Annotated in this window: 16 protein-coding genes; 12 read left to right on the forward strand and 4 right to left on the reverse strand. The window is 69.1% G+C overall.

Annotated features, from left to right (window positions below; genetic code table 11):
* Positions 1-35: 35 nt before the first annotated feature.
* The 7 genes from malQ (at position 36) to AKI39_RS14770 (ending at position 10,230) form a co-directional block, all read left to right on the forward strand.
* Complete coding sequence (gene malQ / locus AKI39_RS14740; protein WP_235610656.1) at positions 36-2,168, forward strand: 4-alpha-glucanotransferase; 2,133 nt, start codon at positions 36-38, stop codon at positions 2,166-2,168.
* The gene (treY, locus tag AKI39_RS14745; protein WP_066637436.1) at positions 2,165-4,864 is read left to right on the forward strand and encodes a malto-oligosyltrehalose synthase; all 2,700 of its coding nucleotides are present in this window, start codon (positions 2,165-2,167) and stop codon (positions 4,862-4,864) included. The genes malQ and treY overlap by 4 nt, the downstream gene beginning before the upstream one ends.
* Before the next feature lie 220 nt (positions 4,865-5,084).
* Positions 5,085-5,570 (forward strand): MarR family winged helix-turn-helix transcriptional regulator, encoded by a 486-nt coding sequence (locus AKI39_RS14750; RefSeq protein ID WP_066637438.1) that lies wholly within the window; start codon positions 5,085-5,087, stop codon positions 5,568-5,570.
* Entirely contained in the window at positions 5,567-7,639 is a 2,073-nt protein-coding gene (locus AKI39_RS14755; RefSeq protein ID WP_066637440.1) for an FUSC family protein, read from the forward strand. The genes AKI39_RS14750 and AKI39_RS14755 overlap by 4 nt, the downstream gene beginning before the upstream one ends.
* Positions 7,636-7,854, forward strand: coding sequence for a DUF1656 domain-containing protein (locus tag AKI39_RS14760; RefSeq protein WP_066637442.1), 219 nt, complete (start codon positions 7,636-7,638; stop codon positions 7,852-7,854). The genes AKI39_RS14755 and AKI39_RS14760 overlap by 4 nt, the downstream gene beginning before the upstream one ends.
* Positions 7,851-8,762: an efflux RND transporter periplasmic adaptor subunit gene (locus tag AKI39_RS14765; RefSeq protein ID WP_066637444.1), complete on the forward strand. Its 912-nt coding sequence runs from the start codon at positions 7,851-7,853 to the stop codon at positions 8,760-8,762. Before AKI39_RS14760 ends, AKI39_RS14765 begins: the two co-directional genes overlap by 4 nt.
* A gap of 10 nt (positions 8,763-8,772) precedes the next feature.
* Entirely contained in the window at positions 8,773-10,230 is a 1,458-nt protein-coding gene (locus tag AKI39_RS14770) for an efflux transporter outer membrane subunit (protein WP_066643048.1), read from the forward strand.
* A gap of 104 nt (positions 10,231-10,334) precedes the next feature.
* On the opposite strand, the gene ypfH is transcribed toward AKI39_RS14770, so the two are convergent.
* The 3 genes from ypfH to AKI39_RS14785 form a co-directional block, all read right to left on the reverse strand.
* Positions 10,335-11,036: an esterase gene (gene ypfH, locus AKI39_RS14775; RefSeq protein WP_066637445.1), complete on the reverse strand. Its 702-nt coding sequence runs from the start codon at positions 11,034-11,036 to the stop codon at positions 10,335-10,337.
* Positions 11,037-11,097: 61 nt separating this feature from the next.
* Entirely contained in the window at positions 11,098-12,111 is a 1,014-nt protein-coding gene (locus tag AKI39_RS14780) for a zinc-binding alcohol dehydrogenase family protein (protein WP_066637453.1), read from the reverse strand.
* Between the two features lie 114 nt (positions 12,112-12,225).
* Positions 12,226-13,131: an IclR family transcriptional regulator gene (locus AKI39_RS14785; RefSeq protein WP_066637456.1), complete on the reverse strand. Its 906-nt coding sequence runs from the start codon at positions 13,129-13,131 to the stop codon at positions 12,226-12,228.
* A 221-nt stretch (positions 13,132-13,352) separates the two neighbouring features.
* On the opposite strand from AKI39_RS14785, the gene AKI39_RS14790 reads away from it, so the two are divergent.
* The 5 genes from AKI39_RS14790 to AKI39_RS14810 all read left to right on the forward strand — a co-directional run bounded on the left by AKI39_RS14790 (position 13,353) and on the right by AKI39_RS14810 (position 18,680).
* Positions 13,353-14,123 carry an SDR family NAD(P)-dependent oxidoreductase gene (locus tag AKI39_RS14790; RefSeq protein ID WP_066637459.1) on the forward strand — a complete coding sequence of 257 codons (771 nt, stop codon included), beginning with the start codon at positions 13,353-13,355 and terminating at the stop codon, positions 14,121-14,123.
* Between the two features lie 4 nt (positions 14,124-14,127).
* A complete protein-coding gene (locus AKI39_RS14795) occupies positions 14,128-15,606 on the forward strand; it encodes an MmgE/PrpD family protein (protein WP_066637461.1) in 1,479 nt (492 codons plus the stop codon).
* 187 nt (positions 15,607-15,793) lie between these two features.
* A complete protein-coding gene (locus AKI39_RS14800; protein ID WP_066637463.1) occupies positions 15,794-16,765 on the forward strand; it encodes a Bug family tripartite tricarboxylate transporter substrate binding protein in 972 nt (323 codons plus the stop codon).
* 16 nt (positions 16,766-16,781) lie between these two features.
* Positions 16,782-17,465 carry a DUF4286 family protein gene (locus tag AKI39_RS14805; protein WP_145925286.1) on the forward strand — a complete coding sequence of 228 codons (684 nt, stop codon included), beginning with the start codon at positions 16,782-16,784 and terminating at the stop codon, positions 17,463-17,465.
* 129 nt (positions 17,466-17,594) lie between these two features.
* A complete protein-coding gene (locus tag AKI39_RS14810) occupies positions 17,595-18,680 on the forward strand; it encodes a Bug family tripartite tricarboxylate transporter substrate binding protein (protein ID WP_083228864.1) in 1,086 nt (361 codons plus the stop codon).
* Between the two features lie 76 nt (positions 18,681-18,756).
* Here AKI39_RS14810 and AKI39_RS14815 read toward each other — a convergent pair whose 3' ends face one another.
* A complete protein-coding gene (locus AKI39_RS14815) occupies positions 18,757-19,647 on the reverse strand; it encodes a Kdo hydroxylase family protein (RefSeq protein WP_443103629.1) in 891 nt (296 codons plus the stop codon).
* Between the last annotated feature and the right edge of the window lie 136 nt (positions 19,648-19,783).

Raw genomic sequence — 19,783 nt, forward strand, 5'->3', positions numbered from 1 at the left:
GGGGACGATGTCGCGCAGCGACAGGAGGGTAGACAGTGAACAGCCACGCTATTCCGGAAGACGAACGTCAGGCCCTGGCGATGCTGGCGGAACGCGCAGGCATCGCCGTGCACTGGACCGACGCGCGCGGCCGGCCGCAGCGGGTAGGCGACGACGCCGTGCGCGCGCTGCTGAAGGCGCTGGAACTGCCCGCCGGCAGCGTCGCGCAGATCCGCGACAGCATTGAACAGCTGGCGCATGAGGGCGACGAGCACGACGGTTTCCTGGTCGCGGACGTGGGCGCGCCCATCACCCTGCACGGCGTGCGCGACATGCGTTTCGAACTGATCGACGAAGCGGGACAAGCGCGCGACGTCACGGCGCACGGCATGGACGACAGCATCGCCCACCTGCCGGCCGTGGATACCCCCGGCTATTACCGTCTGCGCGGTGATGGACGCGAATGGAGCCTGGCGGTCGCGCCGCGGCATTGCCCCAGTGTGGGCGAAATCATGGAAAACGCGACGCCGCGCACCTGGGGGGTGGCCGTGCAGCTGTACAGCCTGCGCCGCGCGCACGACGCCAGGCCGGCGCGCGCCGCGGGGCTGGGCGACTTCACCGCGCTGGCGCAGCTGGCAGGCGCGGCCGCGGCGCGCGGCGCACAGGCCATCGCCATCAGCCCCGTGCACGCCATGTTCGCCGCCGATCCCGGCCGCTACAGCCCTTATGCCCCGTCCAGCCGCCTGTTCCTGAACAGCCTGTACGCCGATCCCTGCCAGTTGTTGGGCGAAGCCGCCGTCGGCGCGGCGCTGAACGCCCTGGGCCTGGGCGATGAAATCATGCGCCTGGACGACCTCCCCCTGATCGACTGGCCCGCCGTGGCGCGCCTGCGCATGAAGCTGATGCGCAGGCTCTACGATGAATTCCGGGTCGACGGCAGCCCGGCGCTGCACGCCGATTTCGATGCCTTCCGCATGGCGGGCGGCGAACCGCTGGAAAGCCATGCACGCTTCGAAGCGCTGCACGCGCGCCATCTGCCGCCGCTGGGCGACGCCACGGACTGGCGCGACTGGCCCACCGATCTGCGCGATCCCTCGGGACCGGGCGTCAGGGCCTGGGCCCATGCGCACGACAAGGACGTCGCGTACCACGTTTTCCTGCAGTGGCTGGCCGCACGTGGCCTGGAGCAGGCGCAGCGCGCCGCGCGCGAGGCCGGCATGGCGATCGGCCTGATCAGCGACCTGGCGGTGGGTACCGATCCGGGCGGCAGCCATGCCTGGAGCCGGCAGGCCGATATCCTGGCTGACGTGTCGCCCGGCGCGCCCCCGGATCTCTACAACCCGCTGGGCCAGAGCTGGGGCCTGACCGCGTTTTCGCCCCGGTCCTTGCGGCGCAGCGGCTACGCCGCCTTTCGCGAAATGCTGCACGCGTCGCTGGCTTATACCGGCGGCGTGCGCGTGGACCATGTCCTGGGCCTGGCGCGCATGTGGCTGGTGCCGCGCGACGCCTCGGCCAAGGAAGGCGCCTACCTGCGCTACCCGCTGGACGACATGCTGCGGCTGGTCGCCCTGGAAGCCTGGCGCCACCGCGCCATCGTCGTCGGCGAGAACCTGGGCACCGTGCCGGAGGGTTTCAACGATCGCATCGAGCGCGCCGGCATGCTGGGCATGAACGTCCTTTGGTTCCAGCGCGAAGGCTGGAGCGATCCCACCCCCTTCCAGCCGCCTTCCTCCTGGTCGCCGTCGTCCATCGCGCTAACCACGACGCACGACCTGCCGACCGTGGCGGGCTGGTGGACCGGTACCGACATCGGCTGGCGCGCGCGCCTGCACTTGTTGGGCGAGGACGAAAACGAGGACGGCATGCACCAGCAGCGGGCCCGCGATCGGGGCGCGCTGTGGCATGCGATGCGCCAGGCCGGTTGCGTGGCTCATGATGCGCCGCACGAGCCGCCGCAGGAGGCGCCCATCGAGGACGTCCTGCGCTTCGTCTCGCACACGCCCGCGCCGTTGATGCTGGTGCCCACGGAGGACCTGCTGGGCCTGAACGAACAGCCCAACCTGCCGGGCACCATAGACCAGCACCCCAATTGGCGCCGTCGACTGGGCGCGGACGCGGCCCGGTTGTTCGACGGCGAAGCCGTGCGCCGCCGCGCCGACGCGGTCGCCGATACCCGGAGCACCCCATGAGCCCCCCGCTCGCCACCGTCCGGCTGCAACTGCACAGCGGCTTCACGCTGGCCGACGCATGCAGCCAGGTACCCTACTTCGCCCGCTTGGGCGTCAGCCACCTGTACTTGTCGCCCATCACCCGCGCCCGACCCGGTTCGCAGCATGGCTACGACGTCGTGGACCATGGCCAAGTCAATCCGGAATTGGGCGGAGAGGATGCGCTGCGCGCGCTTGCCGCGGTGGCGCGCGCCGCCGGCCTGGGGCTGATCGTGGACATCGTGCCCAACCACATGGCGACCAGCACCGACAATCCGTGGTGGCACAGCGTGCTGGCCCAGGGCCCCGCCAGTCCGCATGCCGAGTGGTTCGATATCGCGTGGGATAGCGTGGACCAGGACCTGCATGGCAAGGTGCTGGCGCCGTTCCTGGGCAAGCCCTACGGGGAGGCGCTGGCCGCCGGCGATATCCTGCTGCGCCACGACGCGCAATCCGACCGCTTCTTCCTGGAGGTCCATGGCACGCCCTACCCGCTCGATGCCGAAAGCCTGCGCACGCATGGCCCGCGCGATGCCGGCGGCCTGGCGGACTACGACCCCGCCACCGAGGCCGGGCGCGAACGGCTGCATGGCCTGCTGGAACGCCAGCATTACCGGCTGGCCTGGTGGCGCGCGGCACCCGAGGAAATCAACTGGCGGCGCTTTTTCGAGATCAGCGACCTGATCGGCGTGCGCGTGGACCGGCCGGAAGTATTCGATGCCGTGCATGCGATGACGCTGCGCTTCTACGAGGAAGGACTGATCGACGGGGTGCGCGTGGACCACGTGGACGGCTTGAGCGATCCCATCGGCTATTGCAACCGCCTGCGCGCGGCGCTGGCCGAACGCCGTGCGCGGCGCCCCGAGCCCCTGCGCACGCCGGACCCGTACCTCGTCATCGAGAAGATCCTGGCCGACGACGAAACGCTGGATGACCGGTGGAAGGTCGACGGCACCACGGGCTACGACTTCATGAGCCAGGCCGGCGCGGTGCTGCACGATCCCACCGGCGAACAGACGCTGACGGACCTCTGGGAAAGCATATCGCGCGATCCGCGGCCGTTTTCCGCGGTGGCGAACGAGGCGCGCGACCTGATGCTGCTGCGCCACTTCCCGGCGGAACGGCTGGCCGCGGCGCGCGCGCTGCACCGCGTGGCGCGACTGGACACGCGCACCCGGGACTGGGGCGAGTCGGCCATCCTGCGCGTGCTGTGGGACCTGCTGTCGGTGTTCCCCGTATACCGTATCTATGCGGACGAGCACGGCTGGCATCACATGGACCGCGTGCGCTTCGAGCACGCCGCCACGCAGGCGCACGCACGCATCCGGCTGGACCGCGACGGCGACGACGGCCCGCTGCTGGAACTGATGTCCGGCTGGCTGGGCGGCGAACCGCCGGAGAACTTTCCGGCCGCCGAATGCGCGGCGCGGCGCGAGGCCATCCGCCGCTTCCAGCAGCTGACGCCGCCGCTGACGGCCAAATCGTTGGAAGACACGGCGTTCTATCGCTACGGGCGGCTGCTGTCGCGCAATGAAGTGGGCGCCGATCCCGGGCTGTTTTGCATGGCGCCGGACGTCTTCCATCGCCGCTGCGCGGCGCGCGGGCGGCATTTCCCGCATGCGATGGTGGCGACTGCCACGCACGATCACAAGCGGGGCGAGGACACGCGCGCGCGCCTGGCGGCGTTGAGCGAAGTGTCCGCGCTATGGTCCGATACCGTCATGGATTGGATGAACCGGCATGTGCCCGCCACCTACAGCGGCGCCGGTACGCTGTCGCCGCATCCCGCGGATGTCTACATGCTGCTGCAGACCCTGGTGGGTGCCTGGCCGCTCGCGCTGCGGCCGGATGACGAGGCCGGGCTGCAGGCTTTCGGCGACCGCGTCTCCGCCTGGCAGCAGAAGTCCCTGCGCGAGGCCAAGCTGCGCACCAGCTGGGTGGTGCCGGACGCCACGTACGAAGCGGCCTGCGAAGACGTCTTGCGCAAACTGCTGGAGCCGGCCCCCGAAGCGGATGCGCCGGCCCGCGACATCGCGGCATTCGCCAACCGCATCGCGCCGGCGGGCATTGTCAACGGACTGTCGCAGACCCTGCTGCGCATGACCGTGCCCGGCGTGCCGGACCTTTACCAGGGCACGGAATTCTGGGATTTCAGCCTGGTGGATCCCGACAACCGCACGCCGGTCGACTATGCCGCACGGATGGCGGCGCTGGACGCCCCCGACGCGGCCGACCCGGAAGCGCTGCTGGCAAACTGGCGCGACGGCCACCTGAAGCAGGCCATCGTGCGCGGCGCGTTGCGGGCGCGGCGCGACCATGCCGACGTTTTCGAACAGGGCGGATACGTGCCCCTGCCCATCCTGGGACCGCGCGGGGCGCATATCCTGGCCTTCGTCCGCTGCCTGGAGGACCGGTGTGTATTCGTGCTGGCCCCGCGCCTGTGCGGCCAGGCGCTGCGCACGGAGGCGGGCGACGACCCATCCGCCACGCCCACCGCCTTGCCGCGCATCGACGGCGACTTCTGGGACACGACGGCCGTCGTGCTACCCCACCGCTACGCGGGCGCCGCGCTGCGCGACGCGCTCAGCGGGCGCGAACGCCGCGTCGGCGCGGACAGCATCCTGCCGCTGGCCGAGGCGCTGGCCGATTTCCCGGTCGCGTTGCTGGTGGCGGCTTAGGGGCTGTTGACAGGCCCTGGCCATGCGGCCGGCCGCCGGCCGCCGCCGGCGCAGCGCATGGCCGCTACAGCCGGCCCTCGCCCCGCACGCGACCTCCCCGCCGCCTGCATATGGGGCCCCCAGCCATACATTCCAGACCAGAAAAACACCATGAGTGGAAAACTGTTTTTCACTGAGGAGAAATAGATAGGATCCTAATAATTAGCTTATAATTTTTCCCATGAAAAAGCCCACCGATGCCCGTCTGGCGGTGCTTACCAGTCATATGCTGGTCATGCATCGCGCGTATCGCGCCGCGGCCGACAAGGCCCTGGCCGACTACGGCCTGTCGCAGGCCACTGCCTGGCCCGTGATCTGGGTGGGCCGGCTGGGCGACGGCGTGCGCCAGGGCGTGCTGGCCGATGCCATGGGCGTGGAAGGCCCATCGCTGGTCCGGGTCGTCGACCAGTTGCAAGCCGCCGGGCTGATCGAACGCCGCGAGGATCCGCTGGACCGCCGCGCCAAGACGCTGCACCTCACGCAAGCCGGCCATGCACTGCGCGAACGCGTGGAGGAAATGCTGGTGAGCTTGCGTCGCCAGGTCTTCCGCGGTGTGGACGCGGCCGACGCGGACGCCTGCATCCGGGTATTCGAACGCGTCAAGGCTTCGCTGGCCAACATCGAGCCCATTCCAATGAGCACGGGCAAGCAGGAGCGGCGGCAATGAAGCTCCCGACCGCCGAAGAAGCGCTGTTCTCCATCAAGGCCTACATCGGCGCGATGGCGGCACTCTACCTGTCCATGCTGATCGACCTGCCTCGTCCGTTCTGGGCGGTGACCACCGCGTATATCGTGTCCCAGCCCTGGGCCGGCGCCGTGCGTTCCAAGGCCTTATTCCGCCTGGGCGGCACGTTCTTCGGCTGCGCGGCCGTGGTCTACCTGGTGCCCCGGCTGGCCAACTACCCAGTGCTCATGGTGCTGGCGCTGTCGCTGTGGGTGGGCGTCTGCCTGTATCTCGCCGTGCTGGACCGTACGCCGCGTTCCTATCTGTTCATGCTGGCGGGATACACCGCGGCGATGATCGGGCTGCCTAGCGTGACCGCACCGGAAACCATATTCGACACCGGCCTGGCGCGGGTGGAGGAAATCAGCGCGGGCATCCTGTGTGCCATGCTCGCACACAGCCTCATTCTGCCGCGCGGCGTCGGCGGCGCGGTCATCGGCAAACTGGATGAGGCGCTGCGTGATGCGCGCGCCTGGATAGAGAACGCATTGCGCGGCGACACCGTCTCGCAAAGCGCGCGGGATCGCCGCGCGCTGGCCAACGACATAACGCAGCTGCGCCTGCTGGCTACCCACGTACCGTATGACACCGGCAACATCCGCTGGACGGCCCGTTCGGTGGCCGCCATGCAGGATCGGATGGCCGCGCTGACGCCCACCATATCGTCCATGGAAGATCGCCTGCGCGCCCTGCGAGCGTCCGGCCGTCCGCTGCCGGCGGAATTGCCGGCGCTGCTGGAGGACATCTCGGCCTGGGTGCAGGCCGGCCCGCGCGCCGACCGCGCCCAGGCCGCCGCGCTGCGCGCACGCGCCGCGAAGCTGGCGCCGCCGGTCCAGGCGGACGCCGGTTGGTACGATCTGCTGCTGGTCAGCCTGTCGGCGCGCCTGCGCGAGCTGATCGGCCATTGCGAACGCGGTTTCGCACTGCGGTGCGATATCGAGGCCGGCCTGTCCGGCGCGCCCGTGCGCACGCCACGTCAGGCGGCGACATCCAATCGTGCCCTGCACCACGATCACGGCATCGCCTTGCTGTCGTCCGTCTCTGCGGCGGTGGCGATCAGTGCCGTGTGTGCCTTCTGGATCGGGACCGCCTGGACCCGCGGCGCCACGGCGGCGATGCAGGCGGCGATCTTCAGCTGCTTTTTCGCGACACAGGACGATCCAGTGCCCGGGATCAAGCAATTCCTCGTCTACACCGTCGTCTCCATTCCCCTATCCGCCCTCTATCTATTGGGTGTCCTGCCCGCGCTGCACTCCTTCGAGATGGTGGCGATGGCCATGTTTCCCGTGTGCTTCCTCTGCGGCATCTACATCGCACGCCCGGCCAGCATGGGCAAGGCGATGGCGGTGTTCTTCGGGTTTTCGGGCACGCTGGCGCTGCACGACACGAATACGGCGGACCTGGTGTCCTTCCTGGACACGATGATCGCGCAGATCGTCGGCGTGGGCAGCGCCGCCGTGGTCGCCGCGCTGCTGCGCAGGATCAGCACCGAGTACAGCAGCCGGCGCATCCAGGCCGCCAACTGGCGCGAACTGGCGGACATGGCCACGGCGGACCGGCCGCCGGTGGGCAACAGCCACACCGTGCGCATGCTGGACCGCATCGGGCTGGTCTATACCCGGCTGGCCGTGCCCGCCCAGAACGATACGCCGGTGACCGAAGACACGCTGCTCGATCTGCGCGTGGGCAACGAAATCGCCGAACTGCAACGCGCGCGCCGCGGCCTGCCTGTCGCCGACGCGGCAATCCGGCCGGTCCTCTCCTGCCTGGGCGAGTGGTTCCGTGGCCGCATCCGCGGACGCGATGCGATGCCCGATGTGTTCCTGCCGCGTCTGGACCACGCCCTGTCGCGCGTGAACGCCACGCCCGCCGGCCCCGCGCGCGAGCGCGCCATCGTCGCGCTGGTCGGGCTGCGGCGTGGACTGTTTCCCCAGGCATCCGACTATATGCCGGCGCTGGCCTCGGCAAGGCCCGCCGCCACGCCGCAACCCGCACCCGGAGACGCATCATGATCGGCGAAGTCAGTCTCTACGGCATCTATATGCCCTGGCTGCTGGTCCTGGCCATCCTCACGCTGGGCGTGTCGTGGTTCGTGCGCCGGCTGCTGGCCCTGACCGGCGTCTATCGCCTGGTATGGCACCCCGCCCTCTTCGATCTGGCGCTGTATGTCGTGCTGCTGTACGGCGTGGTCTGGATTTCACCGCACATTTTTTCGAGAATCCCATGAAGGTCCCTCACCTGCCCGGTCCCGCCGCATGGGCCCGGTTCGCCCTCACCGCCCTGCTGGTCATCGCCGCCGTCATTGCCGGCCGGCACCTGTGGGCGCACTACGAGCTGGAGCCCTGGACCCGGGACGGCCGCGTCAAGGCCTATGTCGTCCAGGTGGCCCCGGACGTCTCCGGCCTGGTCACGGCCGTTCCCGTGCACGACAACCAGGACGTGAAAGCCGGCGATGTACTGTTCGAAATCGACCGCGCGCGCTTCCAGCTGGCCTACGACCAGGCCAAGGCCGCCGTCGCATCGGAAACCGTGGCGCTGCAACAGGCCACGCGCGATGCGCGCCGCAATCGCGAACTGGGCCAGCTGGTGTCCGCGGAGATCCGCGAACAGAGCCAGACGCACGTCGAACAGGCCGAGGCCGCGCTGGCCCAGGCGAAAGTGGCCCTGGAGGTCGCCAGCCTGAACCTGCAGCGCAGCCGCGTGGTGGCGGCCACGAACGGCCGCGTCACCAACCTCGACTTGCGCGTGGGCGCCTATGCCGCCGCGGGGCGTCCCGTGATGGCGCTGGTGGATTCCGGCAGCTTCTACGTGGAAGGCTATTTCGAGGAAACCAAGCTGCCGCGCATCCATGAAGGCGACGGCGTCACGATTGCGCTGATGGGCGACCCGCGCGCCCTGCGCGGCCGCGTGGAAAGCATTGCACTGGGCATTGCCGATCGCGACCGCACCAGCGCCGACAACATGCTGCCGAACGTGAATCCCAATTTCAACTGGGTCCGGCTGGCGCAGCGCATTCCGGTGCGCGTGCATATCGACGACGTGCCGGACGGCGTGCGTCTCGTGGCCGGGCAAACGGCCACGGTATCGGTCCTGGGATCCGGCGAGCCCGAGGATGCCGGAAAGACTGCGGAATGAGGGCGGCATCATGAACGGAATACGGTTTGCGCTTGCCGCCGCCGCGGCGGCTACGCTGGCGGCCTGCACCACAGTCGGCCCTGACTACCACGTGCCCGAGCAGGCCGTGGTCAACCGCCCCGCGGCATCGGCGCCCTTCGCCGGTGCGCAGGGCAGCGCGGTATTCCTCGCGCAGGCCGTGCCCGGCGACTGGTGGCGGCTGTACGACGACCCGGCGCTGAACGCCCTGGTCGCCAAGGCACTGCAGGCGAACACGGATTTGCGCGTGGCGGCGGCCAACCTGGAACACGCGGACGCCATCGTGCGCGAAGCGCAGGCGCAGACCCGGCCCAGCGCCACCCTGAACGCATCGCCCACCTACGGCCATGTATCCGGCATCCAGGAGCTCGCACCGAATTACCGTCCACCGAACTCGTGGTCCTACAGCGGAAGCGCGGGGATTTCCTACCAGGTTGACCTGGTCGGCCAGATCCGCCGCACCATCGAGGCCGCCGGCGCCGACCGCGACGCGGCGCAAGCCGCCTACGATGCGACGCGCGCCGCCGTCGCGGCGCAGACCACGCGCGCCTACACAACGGCCTGCGCGGCCGGGATGCAGCTGGCCTCGGCGCAGCATTCGGTCGACGTGCAGAATGAATCGCTGCAAGCCACGGAGCGGCTGCAGCGCCTGGGCCGCGGCACGGCGCTGGATGTCACCCGTGCCCGCAGCCAGCTGGAACAACTGCGCGCCAACCTGCCGCCGCTGCAGGCGCAGCGGCGCACGGCCCTGTTCCAGCTTGCCACGCTGACCGGCGACACACCCGCGCAGTTCCCGCCCGAACTGGCCCATTGTTCCACCGTGCCGGCGTTGCGCCAGCCCATCCCGGTCGGCGACGGCGCCGCCCTGCTGCGCCGCCGAGCCGATATCCGCCAGGCCGAACGCAGCCTGGCGGCGAACAACGCCCTCATCGGCGTGGCCACCGCGGACCTCTATCCGAAGATCACGCTGGGCCTGTCGGCGGCCTCGGCCGGCCCCGCCCAATACTTTGGTAATGCCAGCACCTTCAGCTGGAGCGTGGGGCCGCTGATCTCCTGGACGATACCCAACACGGGTGCCGTGCAGGCACGCATCGCCGAAGCAGAAGCGAATACGCGCGCCGCCTACGCGCGCTTCGATGCCACCGTGCTGAACGCGCTGCGCGAAACCGAAAGCGCGCTGGAGGTCTATGCGCGCGAACTGGACCGCGACGCTTCCCTGCGCGCCGCGCGCGACGAGAGCGCGCAGGCCGCGAAGCAGGCAAGCATGCTTTACCAGTATGGAAAGACGGATTACCTGACCGTGCTGGACGCGGAACGCACATTGGCCAGCAACGAAAGCGCCCTGGCCGCGTCGCAGGCGGAGCTGGCCAACGACCAGATCACCCTGTTCCTGGCGCTGGGCGGCGGGTGGCAGACGCAGGGCGATGAGCAAAAGGCCTCGACGCCCTGAGCCGCATGCGCGACAGCTGGCGGCCGCGCACCGTGCCCCTGTCGCGGCGGTCGCGGCATCGCGCGTGCGGCAGAAAACCTGCCGCTCGCGCGACGGCGCCTGCTTCAGTGCAGCACGGTTCCCGGCGGCGGCGCCTGGTTCAGGCCCAGTGCGGCTTCCCAGCTGCGCAGCGGCACGCAGGTCTGCAGACGCACCATGGCGCGTTCGATCAAGGCGGGGTGCAGCTCATGGCCCACCCGCGTGGCGATGTCGATGGTGGAATCGCCGTGCAGCGCATCCAGCCGCGCTTGCGCCTGGCGCGCATGCTCGGCCGGGATGACGCTGTCATCGGCGCCATGCAGCAGATGGATGGTGGTGTATTGCGGCGGGCTGTGGGGCATCGAGGCATAGCGGCCTGAAAACGCCAGCACCCGCCCCGCCAGGCCGTCATGCGCGGCGGTGGCTTCCAACGCCATGATGGCGCCCTGTGAAAACCCGGCCAGCGCGGTGTCGCTTTGCAGCAAATGAAAGCGCAGCTGCGTGGACCGCACGTAGTCGACCAAGGCGGGCAAGGCGCGCGCTACCCGGGCGGGACGGTTGTCCTCATCGATGCCGCGCAGGGAAAACCATTGCCGCCCGTCTGCCGCGCCATCGAAGGCCTCGAAGCCCGCCGGCACGACGATGGCCGATTGCGGGAAGGTGCGTCGCACCGACGCCGCCAGCTCGCGCATATCCGCCGGCGTGCCGCCGGCGCCGTGCAGCAGGATGAATAACTGCCGCACCTCGCCTTCCACGGGAACGTATTCGATATCGCTGGAAAAACTCATAGGCTGCTCCGGCCATGGCGGCCGGGCCGCCCATGAGCCTCATTCTAGGCTTGTTCGCCGATCACGCGCCAAAGCCCTCCAGTACGATCTTGCCGCGGGCCTTGCCGCTTTCCTGCAATGCATGGGCACGGCGCAGGTTGGCCGCGTCGATGCGTCCGTAGTGCTCGCCCAGTGTCGACCGCAGCATGCCCTGGTCAACCAGGCGCGCCACGCGCTCCAGGTATTCATGCTGGCGGATCATGTCGGGAGTCTGGTACAGCGAACGCGTGAACATCAGCTCCCAGTGCAGCGACAGGGCCTTGCGCTTCAAGGGCACCGCGTCCAGGGTGGCCGGGTCGTCGATGACCGCCAGCCTGCCCTGCGGAGCCAGGGCTTCCACCAGCTGGGGATAGTGCAGATCCGTATGGGTCAGGCTGGCCACATGGGTGACCGACGGGATGCCCACGCGCTTGAGCTCTTCCATCAAGCCGCGATTATGGTCGATCACGTGATGCGCCCCCAACTGCCGCACCCAGTCCTGGGTCTCGGGGCGCGACGCCGTGGCGATCACCGTGAGCCGCGTCAGGCGGGAGGCGAGCTGCGTCAGGATGGAACCCACGCCGCCGGCGCCGCCGATGATCAGCAAGCTCTGGCCTTCCCCGCCGCCTTCGGGCACGCCCAGGCGGTCGAACAGCAATTCCCACGCGGTGAGCGAGGTCAGCGGCAAGGCCGCGGCGTTGGCGAAGTCCAGCGTGGCGGGCTTGTGGCCGGCGATGCGCTCGTCGACCAGGGCGTACTCCGCGTTGCATCCGGGGCGCACCAGGGAACCGGCGTAGTAGACCTCGTCGCCCGGCTTGAACAGCGATACATCGTCCCCCACCGCGGTGACCACGCCCGCCGCGTCCCAGCCCAGGATGCGCGGCCCTTCGGGCGCGACGCCGCGCCGCACCTTGGTGTCGACCGGGTTGACCGCGATGGCGTGGATGCGCACCAGCAGGTCGCGCGGCCCCGGCGAGGGCACGGCAACGTCGGCGTCGTACAAGGCGCGGGGATCTTCCGGCTCCAGGCCGGCCTGGTCGTAGACGATGGCTTTCATGATTACCTCTGCTTCAGGATCGAGGTGCGGATTATGTCCTGGCCGGCGCATGTGAAAAAGCACCGCCGGGCGACAACAGCTGCTCCGGATTCAGCATAATCCTTGCGCCCGCCGTCACCGCGGTGGCGCCGCGCGATAGCCCAACTGGGCCGACAAGGCGCCCGCGGCCTCGCGCAAGGCGGCGATCATCGGCGCCGCGTCGGCACGCTCCCAGCGAAAGGTAGGCACCAGAAAGCCCAGGCTACCGACCACCTGCCCTTCCGCATCGAAGAAGGGGGCGCCCACGCCCACCGTGTTGGGCGTGCGGTGCGAATACGTGACCGCGTGGCCGTCCTCGCGTATGCGTGCCAGCACGGCGGTGATCTCGGCGGAGTCCGGCGTCCACCCCTGCACCGGCGACGGCCCGCTCGACGCAATGGCAGCGTCGATTTCGGCCGGACTCAGGTACGCCAGTATCACCCGCGCCGTGGCGCCCCAGACCAGCGGTTCCAGCACGTTCAGGCCGATGTTGTAGCGCATGGGATCGTCGGGCGATCCGCTGGCCGCGTGGAACATCTTCAGCTGGCGCCGCTCCAGCAGCGTCAGCAGCGAGGTCTCGTGAAACCGTTCGGACAGGGCCGCCAGGTAAGGCTCGGCCAGCCGGCGGTATGGCATGTGGCCGCCCAGCTTGGCCGCCATCCGGTAGATCTCCAGGCCCGGACCGAAGGCGCCGCCGGGCTCATGGCCCGCGTAGTCGTTGTCGCGCAGCGTGGCCAGCAGGCGATGCACGGTGCTGCGCGGCAGGTTCAGGCGCTGCGCCAGCGCCTGGGCGGATTCACCCGGATGGTCGACCAGGCATTGCAGCAGCAGCAGGATGCGCTTGATCGTGCTGGTTTCCTTGCCTTCTCCGCCGGCCGGCTCGCCCGACGACCCCGCCGCCTGCTCATCCATGCGCTGTGCCCGCGCGTCCTCGCGCGGGGCGGTGCCCTGGCGGCGCCGCACCGTCGCGGCCACGGGGGCCTCGGTCCTGGTCTGTTTCATCACGCTCCACGTGTTGGCTGTGTTGATCCGGCGGGATTGTAAAAGCCCCGCCCGTGCAAACCCGGCGTTGACAAGACGGCATGGCCCGCCCAGAATTATCATTCATTGGACATCTGTCTCAGTCATTGAGACAACCACAGAATACCAGGGGGCGGCCGTACTCGCCACACCCCTCTACTCGCCGGCCTGCCGGCCGGCCCACTTCCAGGCAGAGAGACACGATGGAACTGAATTTCGAAGGACGCACCGCGCTCGTCACCGGCGCCAGCCAAGGCATAGGCCGCACGACGGCCCGCTTGCTGGCGCTTTCCGGCGCCAACGTGGTCGCGGTGGCGCGCCGCGTCGAACTGGTGGAAAAAAGCGCGGCGGAAATCGCCGAACAGGTCGCCAGGCAAGGCAAGGGCGGCAAGATCATTCCGCTGCAAGCGGACTTCTACGACGAAGACGCGCCGGAACGCGTTGCCGCCGAAGCGCAGCGCCTGCTGGGCCGGGTGGACATCCTGATGAACGCGGCCGGCGCCAGCCGGCCCGTTCCCTTCGACGCCACCCGGGACCAGTGGCATGAAGGCATGCTGCTGAATTTCTTCCGCATCCGCGAACTGACGCACGCCATCGTGCCGGGCATGCGCGAGCACGGCTGGGGCCGCATCGTGACCTTCACGGGCACCTCCGAACCGCGCATGCTGAACGCCGCCTTCACCGCCAAGGCCGCTGTGCATGTCTGGTCCAAGGGACTGTCGCGCGAGGTCGCCCCCTACGGCATCACAATCAACTGCCTGCAGCCCGGCCGCATCCGCAGCGAACAGATCTCCAAGCGCTATCCCACGCCGGAAAGCGAGCGCGAATATGCCCAGGCCGAAATTCCCGTGGGTCGCTTCGGCGAGCCGGAGGAAATCGCCGCCGTCGCGCTGTTCCTGGCGTCGCCGCTGGCCAGCTATGTCACCGGCACCGTCATCCCGGTGGACGGCGGCTCCAGCCGCTTCGCGTTCTGACGCCATGGCCACGCCTTCCCATCCGACCGGGGCCGCCGTGCCCACCGCGCCCGCGGCGGCCGCCGCGGGCACCGTGACAAGCGCAGCGGGGACCGCGCCGACCGTATTGCAAGGCCTCGCGGCCTTCGTCCATGACGTGCGGTATGAGGCCCTGCCGCCCGAGGTCATCCACTATGCCAAGCGCCTGATCCTGGACACGCTGGGTTGCGCCTTCGGCGCCCTGGGCAGCGACGTCGCGGCGGCGCTGCACCGCGTCGCCGATGACCTCGGCGGCGCGCCGCAGGCCACGCTCATCGGCAGCGGGCGCAAGACCTCGGTCGCGCTGGCGACGCTGGTCAATGGCGGCTTGCTGCGCTACCTGGACAGCAACGACTATTACTTCGGCCGCGACCCCGCGCATCCCAGCGGCAACCTGGCGCCGGCCCTGGCCATGGCGGAGCGTGAAGGCCGCGACGGCAAGGCCCTGATCGCGGCGCTGGCGGCCGCGTATGAAGTCCACCTGCGGCTGGCCGACCATGCCGGCGATCCCTCGTTGTGGCGGCGCGGCTGGCATCACGGCACCAATGCGCAATTTTCCAGCGCGGCGGTCGCCGCGCGGCTGGCCGGCCTGGATGCGGCGCGTACCGCGCACGCCATGGCCATCGCGGGCAGCCACCAGAACACGCTGGCGCAGTTGCAGAGCGGCGCCATCTCCATGATCAAGGCCACGGCGGAAGCCTGGGTCGCCAAGGCCGGCGTCGAAGCCGCGCTGCTGGCCGGCCACGGCATGACCGGGCCATTGACGCTGCTGGAAGGACCGAACGGCTGGGTGGAAACGGTCGCCGGCCAGAGCGCCGATGCGTTCGACGCGGCGGCCTTGACCGCCCCGTTCGACGGCCGGTATCGCCTGCTGGAAACCAGCATCAAGCCTTATCCGGTCGTGGCCACCGCGTCTGCCCCGGTGCGCGCGGCCATCGATCTGCATCAGCGGGGATTGCCCGCGGCCGAGGCCATCGAGCGCATCGTGGTGCGCCTGCCCGGTTTCGCCCTGCGCACGCCATCCGCCCATCCCGACCGCCGCTATCCGGCCGGCATCGAAAGCGCCCAGCACAGCTTCTATTTCTGCGCGGCGGTCGCGCTGCGCGACGGCGCCTGCGGCGATGCGCAGTTCCAAGCCGACGTGCTGAAGGATCCAGCCCTGCGCCAGTTGCTGGAGAAGGTGGTCCTGCAAGCGGATCCGGAACTGGACACCCGCTGGCCGCAGGCCGCCGGCGGCGGCATCGAACTGCATCTACGCGACGGCACGACCCTGCAACGCATGTGCCCCTATCCGCCCGGCCATCCGCGACTGGCCCTGAGCGACGAAGAACTTGCCGGCAAGTTCCTGGCCTATGCCGAGCCGGTGCTGGGACATCAGCGCGCCCGCGCGCTGCGCGATGCGGTGCTGCGGCTGGACGAATACCAGGATCTGCGGGAATTCACGCCCTTGCTGGCGCCGGATTGAGCGTCGCATGTCGCGGGCAAGGCCTTGAAGCAGCAGCTGCCGAGCGCCACGCATCGATGCCTGGCTTGCCGACCGTGGCGTTCGAGCGTGGCTTGCCGATGGCGGCGCATTGAATCGCCGACCCGCGACCGGCGCGGTCAACCGAAAACGACATGAACCCGGCGATATCGCCGACCAGGAGATCAGAATGAGCGGACACTTCCTCAAGCGCGCCGCGTGGCTGGCGACGCTGCTCTTTCCGCTGGCCGCGGCCGCGCAGACCTATCCGGACAAACCCATCCACCTGATCGTCCCCTTTCCGCCAGGGGGCGTGGCCGACATCATCGCCCGCCCCATCGCGGAACAACTATCCACCACGCTGGGACAGCCCGTCATCGTGGAAAACCGCGGCGGCGCCACCGGCACCATCGGCGCATCCTACGTCGCCCATTCCGCGCCGGACGGCTATACGCTGCTGCTCGGCACCACCAATGAAATCGCGATGAGCCCGACGTTGTACGGCACGCTGCCCTACGACCCCACGCAGGACTTCGCGCCAATCTCCATCGTTGCCCAGTTTCCCAACGTGCTGGTCGTCGGCCCCAGCGTCAAGGCGGCCAGGCTGGCGGACCTGACCGCGCAGGCCAAGTCGAAACCCAAAAGCCTGACATTCGCCTCCTCCGGCCAGGGCAGCACCAATCACCTGACGGCCGAGCTCTATCAGAACGAGGCCGGCGTGCAGGTCACGCACATTCCCTACAAAGGCGGCGGCCCGGCACTGGTGGACCTGACCGGCGGGCACGTCGACGCGATGTTCGCCACGCTGCCGTCGGCGATCACCTTGATCAAGGCAGGCAAGCTGCACGCGCTGGCCGTCACGGGAGAGAAGCGCTCGTCCGCGCTGCCGGACGTGCCCACGGTGAAGGAATCGGGCCTGCCCGGCGTGGTCGTGACGACCTGGAACGGCATTATCGCGCCGGCCGGCACGCCGCCCGCCATCGTGGACAAACTGGCGCAAGCCTTGAAGCGGGCCGTCGAGGATCCTGGCATCCAGCAAAAGCTCGCGGCCGTCGGCGCCGAACCCATGTACACCCCGCCGCAGGCCTTCGCCGGCATCATCCGCGACGATTACGCGCGCTGGTCCGCCGTGATCAAGAAGGCGGGCATCAAGGTCGATTGAATCAAAAGGAATCGCAATGGCAGCAATGATGGGAACCGGCGCGCTGGCGCTGTGGATAGACGTCGACCCGGCGCTGGATCGGGAAACCGATGCCTGGTACATCGAGGAACACATGCCCGAGCGCATCGACATCGGCGGCTACCGCCGTGCACGCCGCTACCAGGCAATGGAAGGCGCGCCGCGTTACCTGACGCTGTTCGAGGCGGACACGCCGGATGCGCTGGCCAGCCCGGGTTACCTGCGGCTGGTGGGCAAGATCAGCGAGCAGTCCAAGCGCATCCGCGCCGGCTTTTCCAATGTGGCGCGCAACACCTTTCGCGTCCGGGACACGCACGGCCGCGGCCTGGGCGCGGTGGCCGCCAGCCTGCGGCTGCGCCAGCACGACGGCAAGAATACGGCCGCGGCGCACGCCTGGCTGGAGGAACGCCTGCGCGCCGCCATGACGCAGCATGCCATCGTCGGCGCCCACAGCCTGGAAGCCGCGCCGCACGTGCGCGAACGGATGGATGCCGTGCGCGTCACCGGTGTGGGCGACGCCAAGGTCGAGCACGTCGTGCTTATTGAAGCCACGCGCGCGGATGATCTTCGCACCTTGCGGGCAGACCTGTTCACGACCGAGGCGCTCGCGCAAGGCGGCTGGACGGAAGACGCCTACGGCCTTTATGCCTTGCTTTACGAGGTATCCGAGCCCGGCCGCTGACATGGCGCCATATCGGAAGGATTGATCCGCCACATCGCGATAACCGTGTCATAACGGAATGGCGGGCCGGTACACGACAACAACACGCCATGTCGGGCTCATACGCCACACGGCAATAAGGAGACAAGCATGATGCACGCCCGCACTTTCTTATCCGCGCGCCAAGCGCCGGTCCATCCGTTGCTGAACGCTTTTCCATCGGCAAAATCACACGCCACGCACACGCCTGGCCAAGCCTCGCCGGCCAAGCGGCCGCGCCGCCTGCGCTGGTTCGCCGCACTGGCCTTGCTGGCAGGCATGCAAGCTGGCCACGCAGCCGGCTATCCCGACCACGCCATTACCTGGGTCGTCCCCTACCCGCCCGGCGGGACCACCGATGTGATCGCGCGCAATCTCGCGCAGGCCATGGGGCCGATCCTGGGCCAGTCCATCGTGGTGGAAAACAAGGCGGGCGCGGGCGGCCAGACCGCGATGGCCTACGTCGCGCGCGCCACGCCGGACGGGTATACCCTGCTGGTCAGCGACGCCAGCGTCGCGACCGCGCCCAGCCTTTACCCCAGCATGCCTTTCGATCCCGTCAAGGACCTGCGGGCCGTTACGCTATTCGTCACCGTGCCGCATCTGCTGGTGGTCACCCCCGCGCTGAAGGCGAATTCGCTGAAGGACCTGATCGCCCTGACCGAAAAAGAGCCCGGCAAGATCAACTTCAGCTCGGGCGGCATCGGCTCGCCACTGCAGCTGGCCGGCGAAGCATTGCGGCTGGAAACGGGCCTGAAGTGGACGCACATTCCGTACAAGGGCGCGGGCCCGGCCCTGATGGCCGCGGTCAGCGGCGAAGCGCAGGTCGCCACGCCTTCGCTGCCCGCTGCGCTGCCGCAGGTGCAGGCCGGCAAGCTGCGCGCGCTGGCGGTCACCAGCCCACAGCGTATTGCGCTGCTGCCGGATGTGCCCACGGTAAGCGAACTGGGTTACCCCAAGGCCACGGTGTTCGGTTGGGTGGGCCTGCATGCACCGGCCGGCACGCCGCCCCCGGTGATCCAGACCCTGGCGGCTGCGGCTCGAAAGGCCATGCAGGACCCCGCCCTGGTCGAACGCCTGAAGGGCCAGGGCGCCGAAAACGCCTACCGCGACAGCGCCGGCTACGCGAAGCTGGTCACCGAAGAAGCCGCGCGCTGGAAACGCGTCGTGCAGGAAGCGGGAATCAAGCCGGAATGACAAAGCGCGGACCGCCGGCATCGCGGCGATGTGAGAGCGGCTCGTGGCCGCCCGCGCTTGCATGGCCTGGCGGCACCTAGGCCGCGAGCAAGCGGCGGCCGGTCAAGCGCTCCAGCACCCGCACCGGCGCCAGCTCAGGCAAGGCCATCGCGGACAGGGGCACCATCCAGGTCTGCTCCAGCATGAACTGCCCGCTCATGGCCGCGTGCGGCACCTGGTCGGAGAAGCAGATCCAGCTGCTGCCCGGCCGGAACCCGACATCCAGCCAGACGCCCCCGCGTTGATAAGCCTCGTCGCGTTTCATCTGGTCGTGCAGCTGCAGCATCAGGTGGTCGTATTCCGTGCGCCTGCGCTTGGTGATGCCCACGCGATGCATCAGCGCCGCCATCATGGGACGCCAGGGCCGGTCCAAGCGGGGCAGGTAGCGGCGCGCGACCTCCTCGAAAGGCTCGCCCACGCGCCAGGCGCGCACCTGCTTCGGATCCGGATGGATGTTGGTGAACACGCGCAGGATGCGTTCGCCGTGGATGGGACGCGAGGGAAAGGCATCGACGAGCAGACGGCGGTCGTCCTTGCGCCAGGAGGGCTGCCAGGAGCCGATGGCATGCAGGCGCAGGCTGGTCGCCGGCGTGTGCCGCGCATCCCGGTAGCGCGGAAAGAGCGCGTCCAACAGTGTCGACGCCTGGTCGCGATAGCGCCGCAGCAGCCCATGCAACAGCGCCAACTGGGCGCCCGTCGCCACTGAACCCGAGACACCGCCGGCCGACAGGCTGATGTTCTTGCGCTTGGGATGCGTCAGCGCCGGGTCCAGCAATGCGGTCTCTTCCTCCAGCAAGTGAAATCCCAGCAGCGGGAAGTGCAGCACACGGCCATGCTCCAGCGCATCGCTGGCCTCGCCGGCCAGCGCGGGCACGCCGGGCGCGGACCAATCGCGCAGCGGAAAATCCATGATGGGCGCCAAACGCAGCGGTTCGACCGGGGCGGGGGTGGCCGGCGCACCCGCACGGCCGCCCGAAGGGTGCGCGCCCTCCCCCGGGGAGGCAGTCGCGCAGCGACAGGAGGGTACACAGTGGGCGGACATGGCGTGCGGCATCCTCGGTCTC

Source organism: Bordetella sp. H567, assembly GCF_001704295.1.
Classification (GTDB): domain Bacteria; phylum Pseudomonadota; class Gammaproteobacteria; order Burkholderiales; family Burkholderiaceae_B; genus Bordetella_C.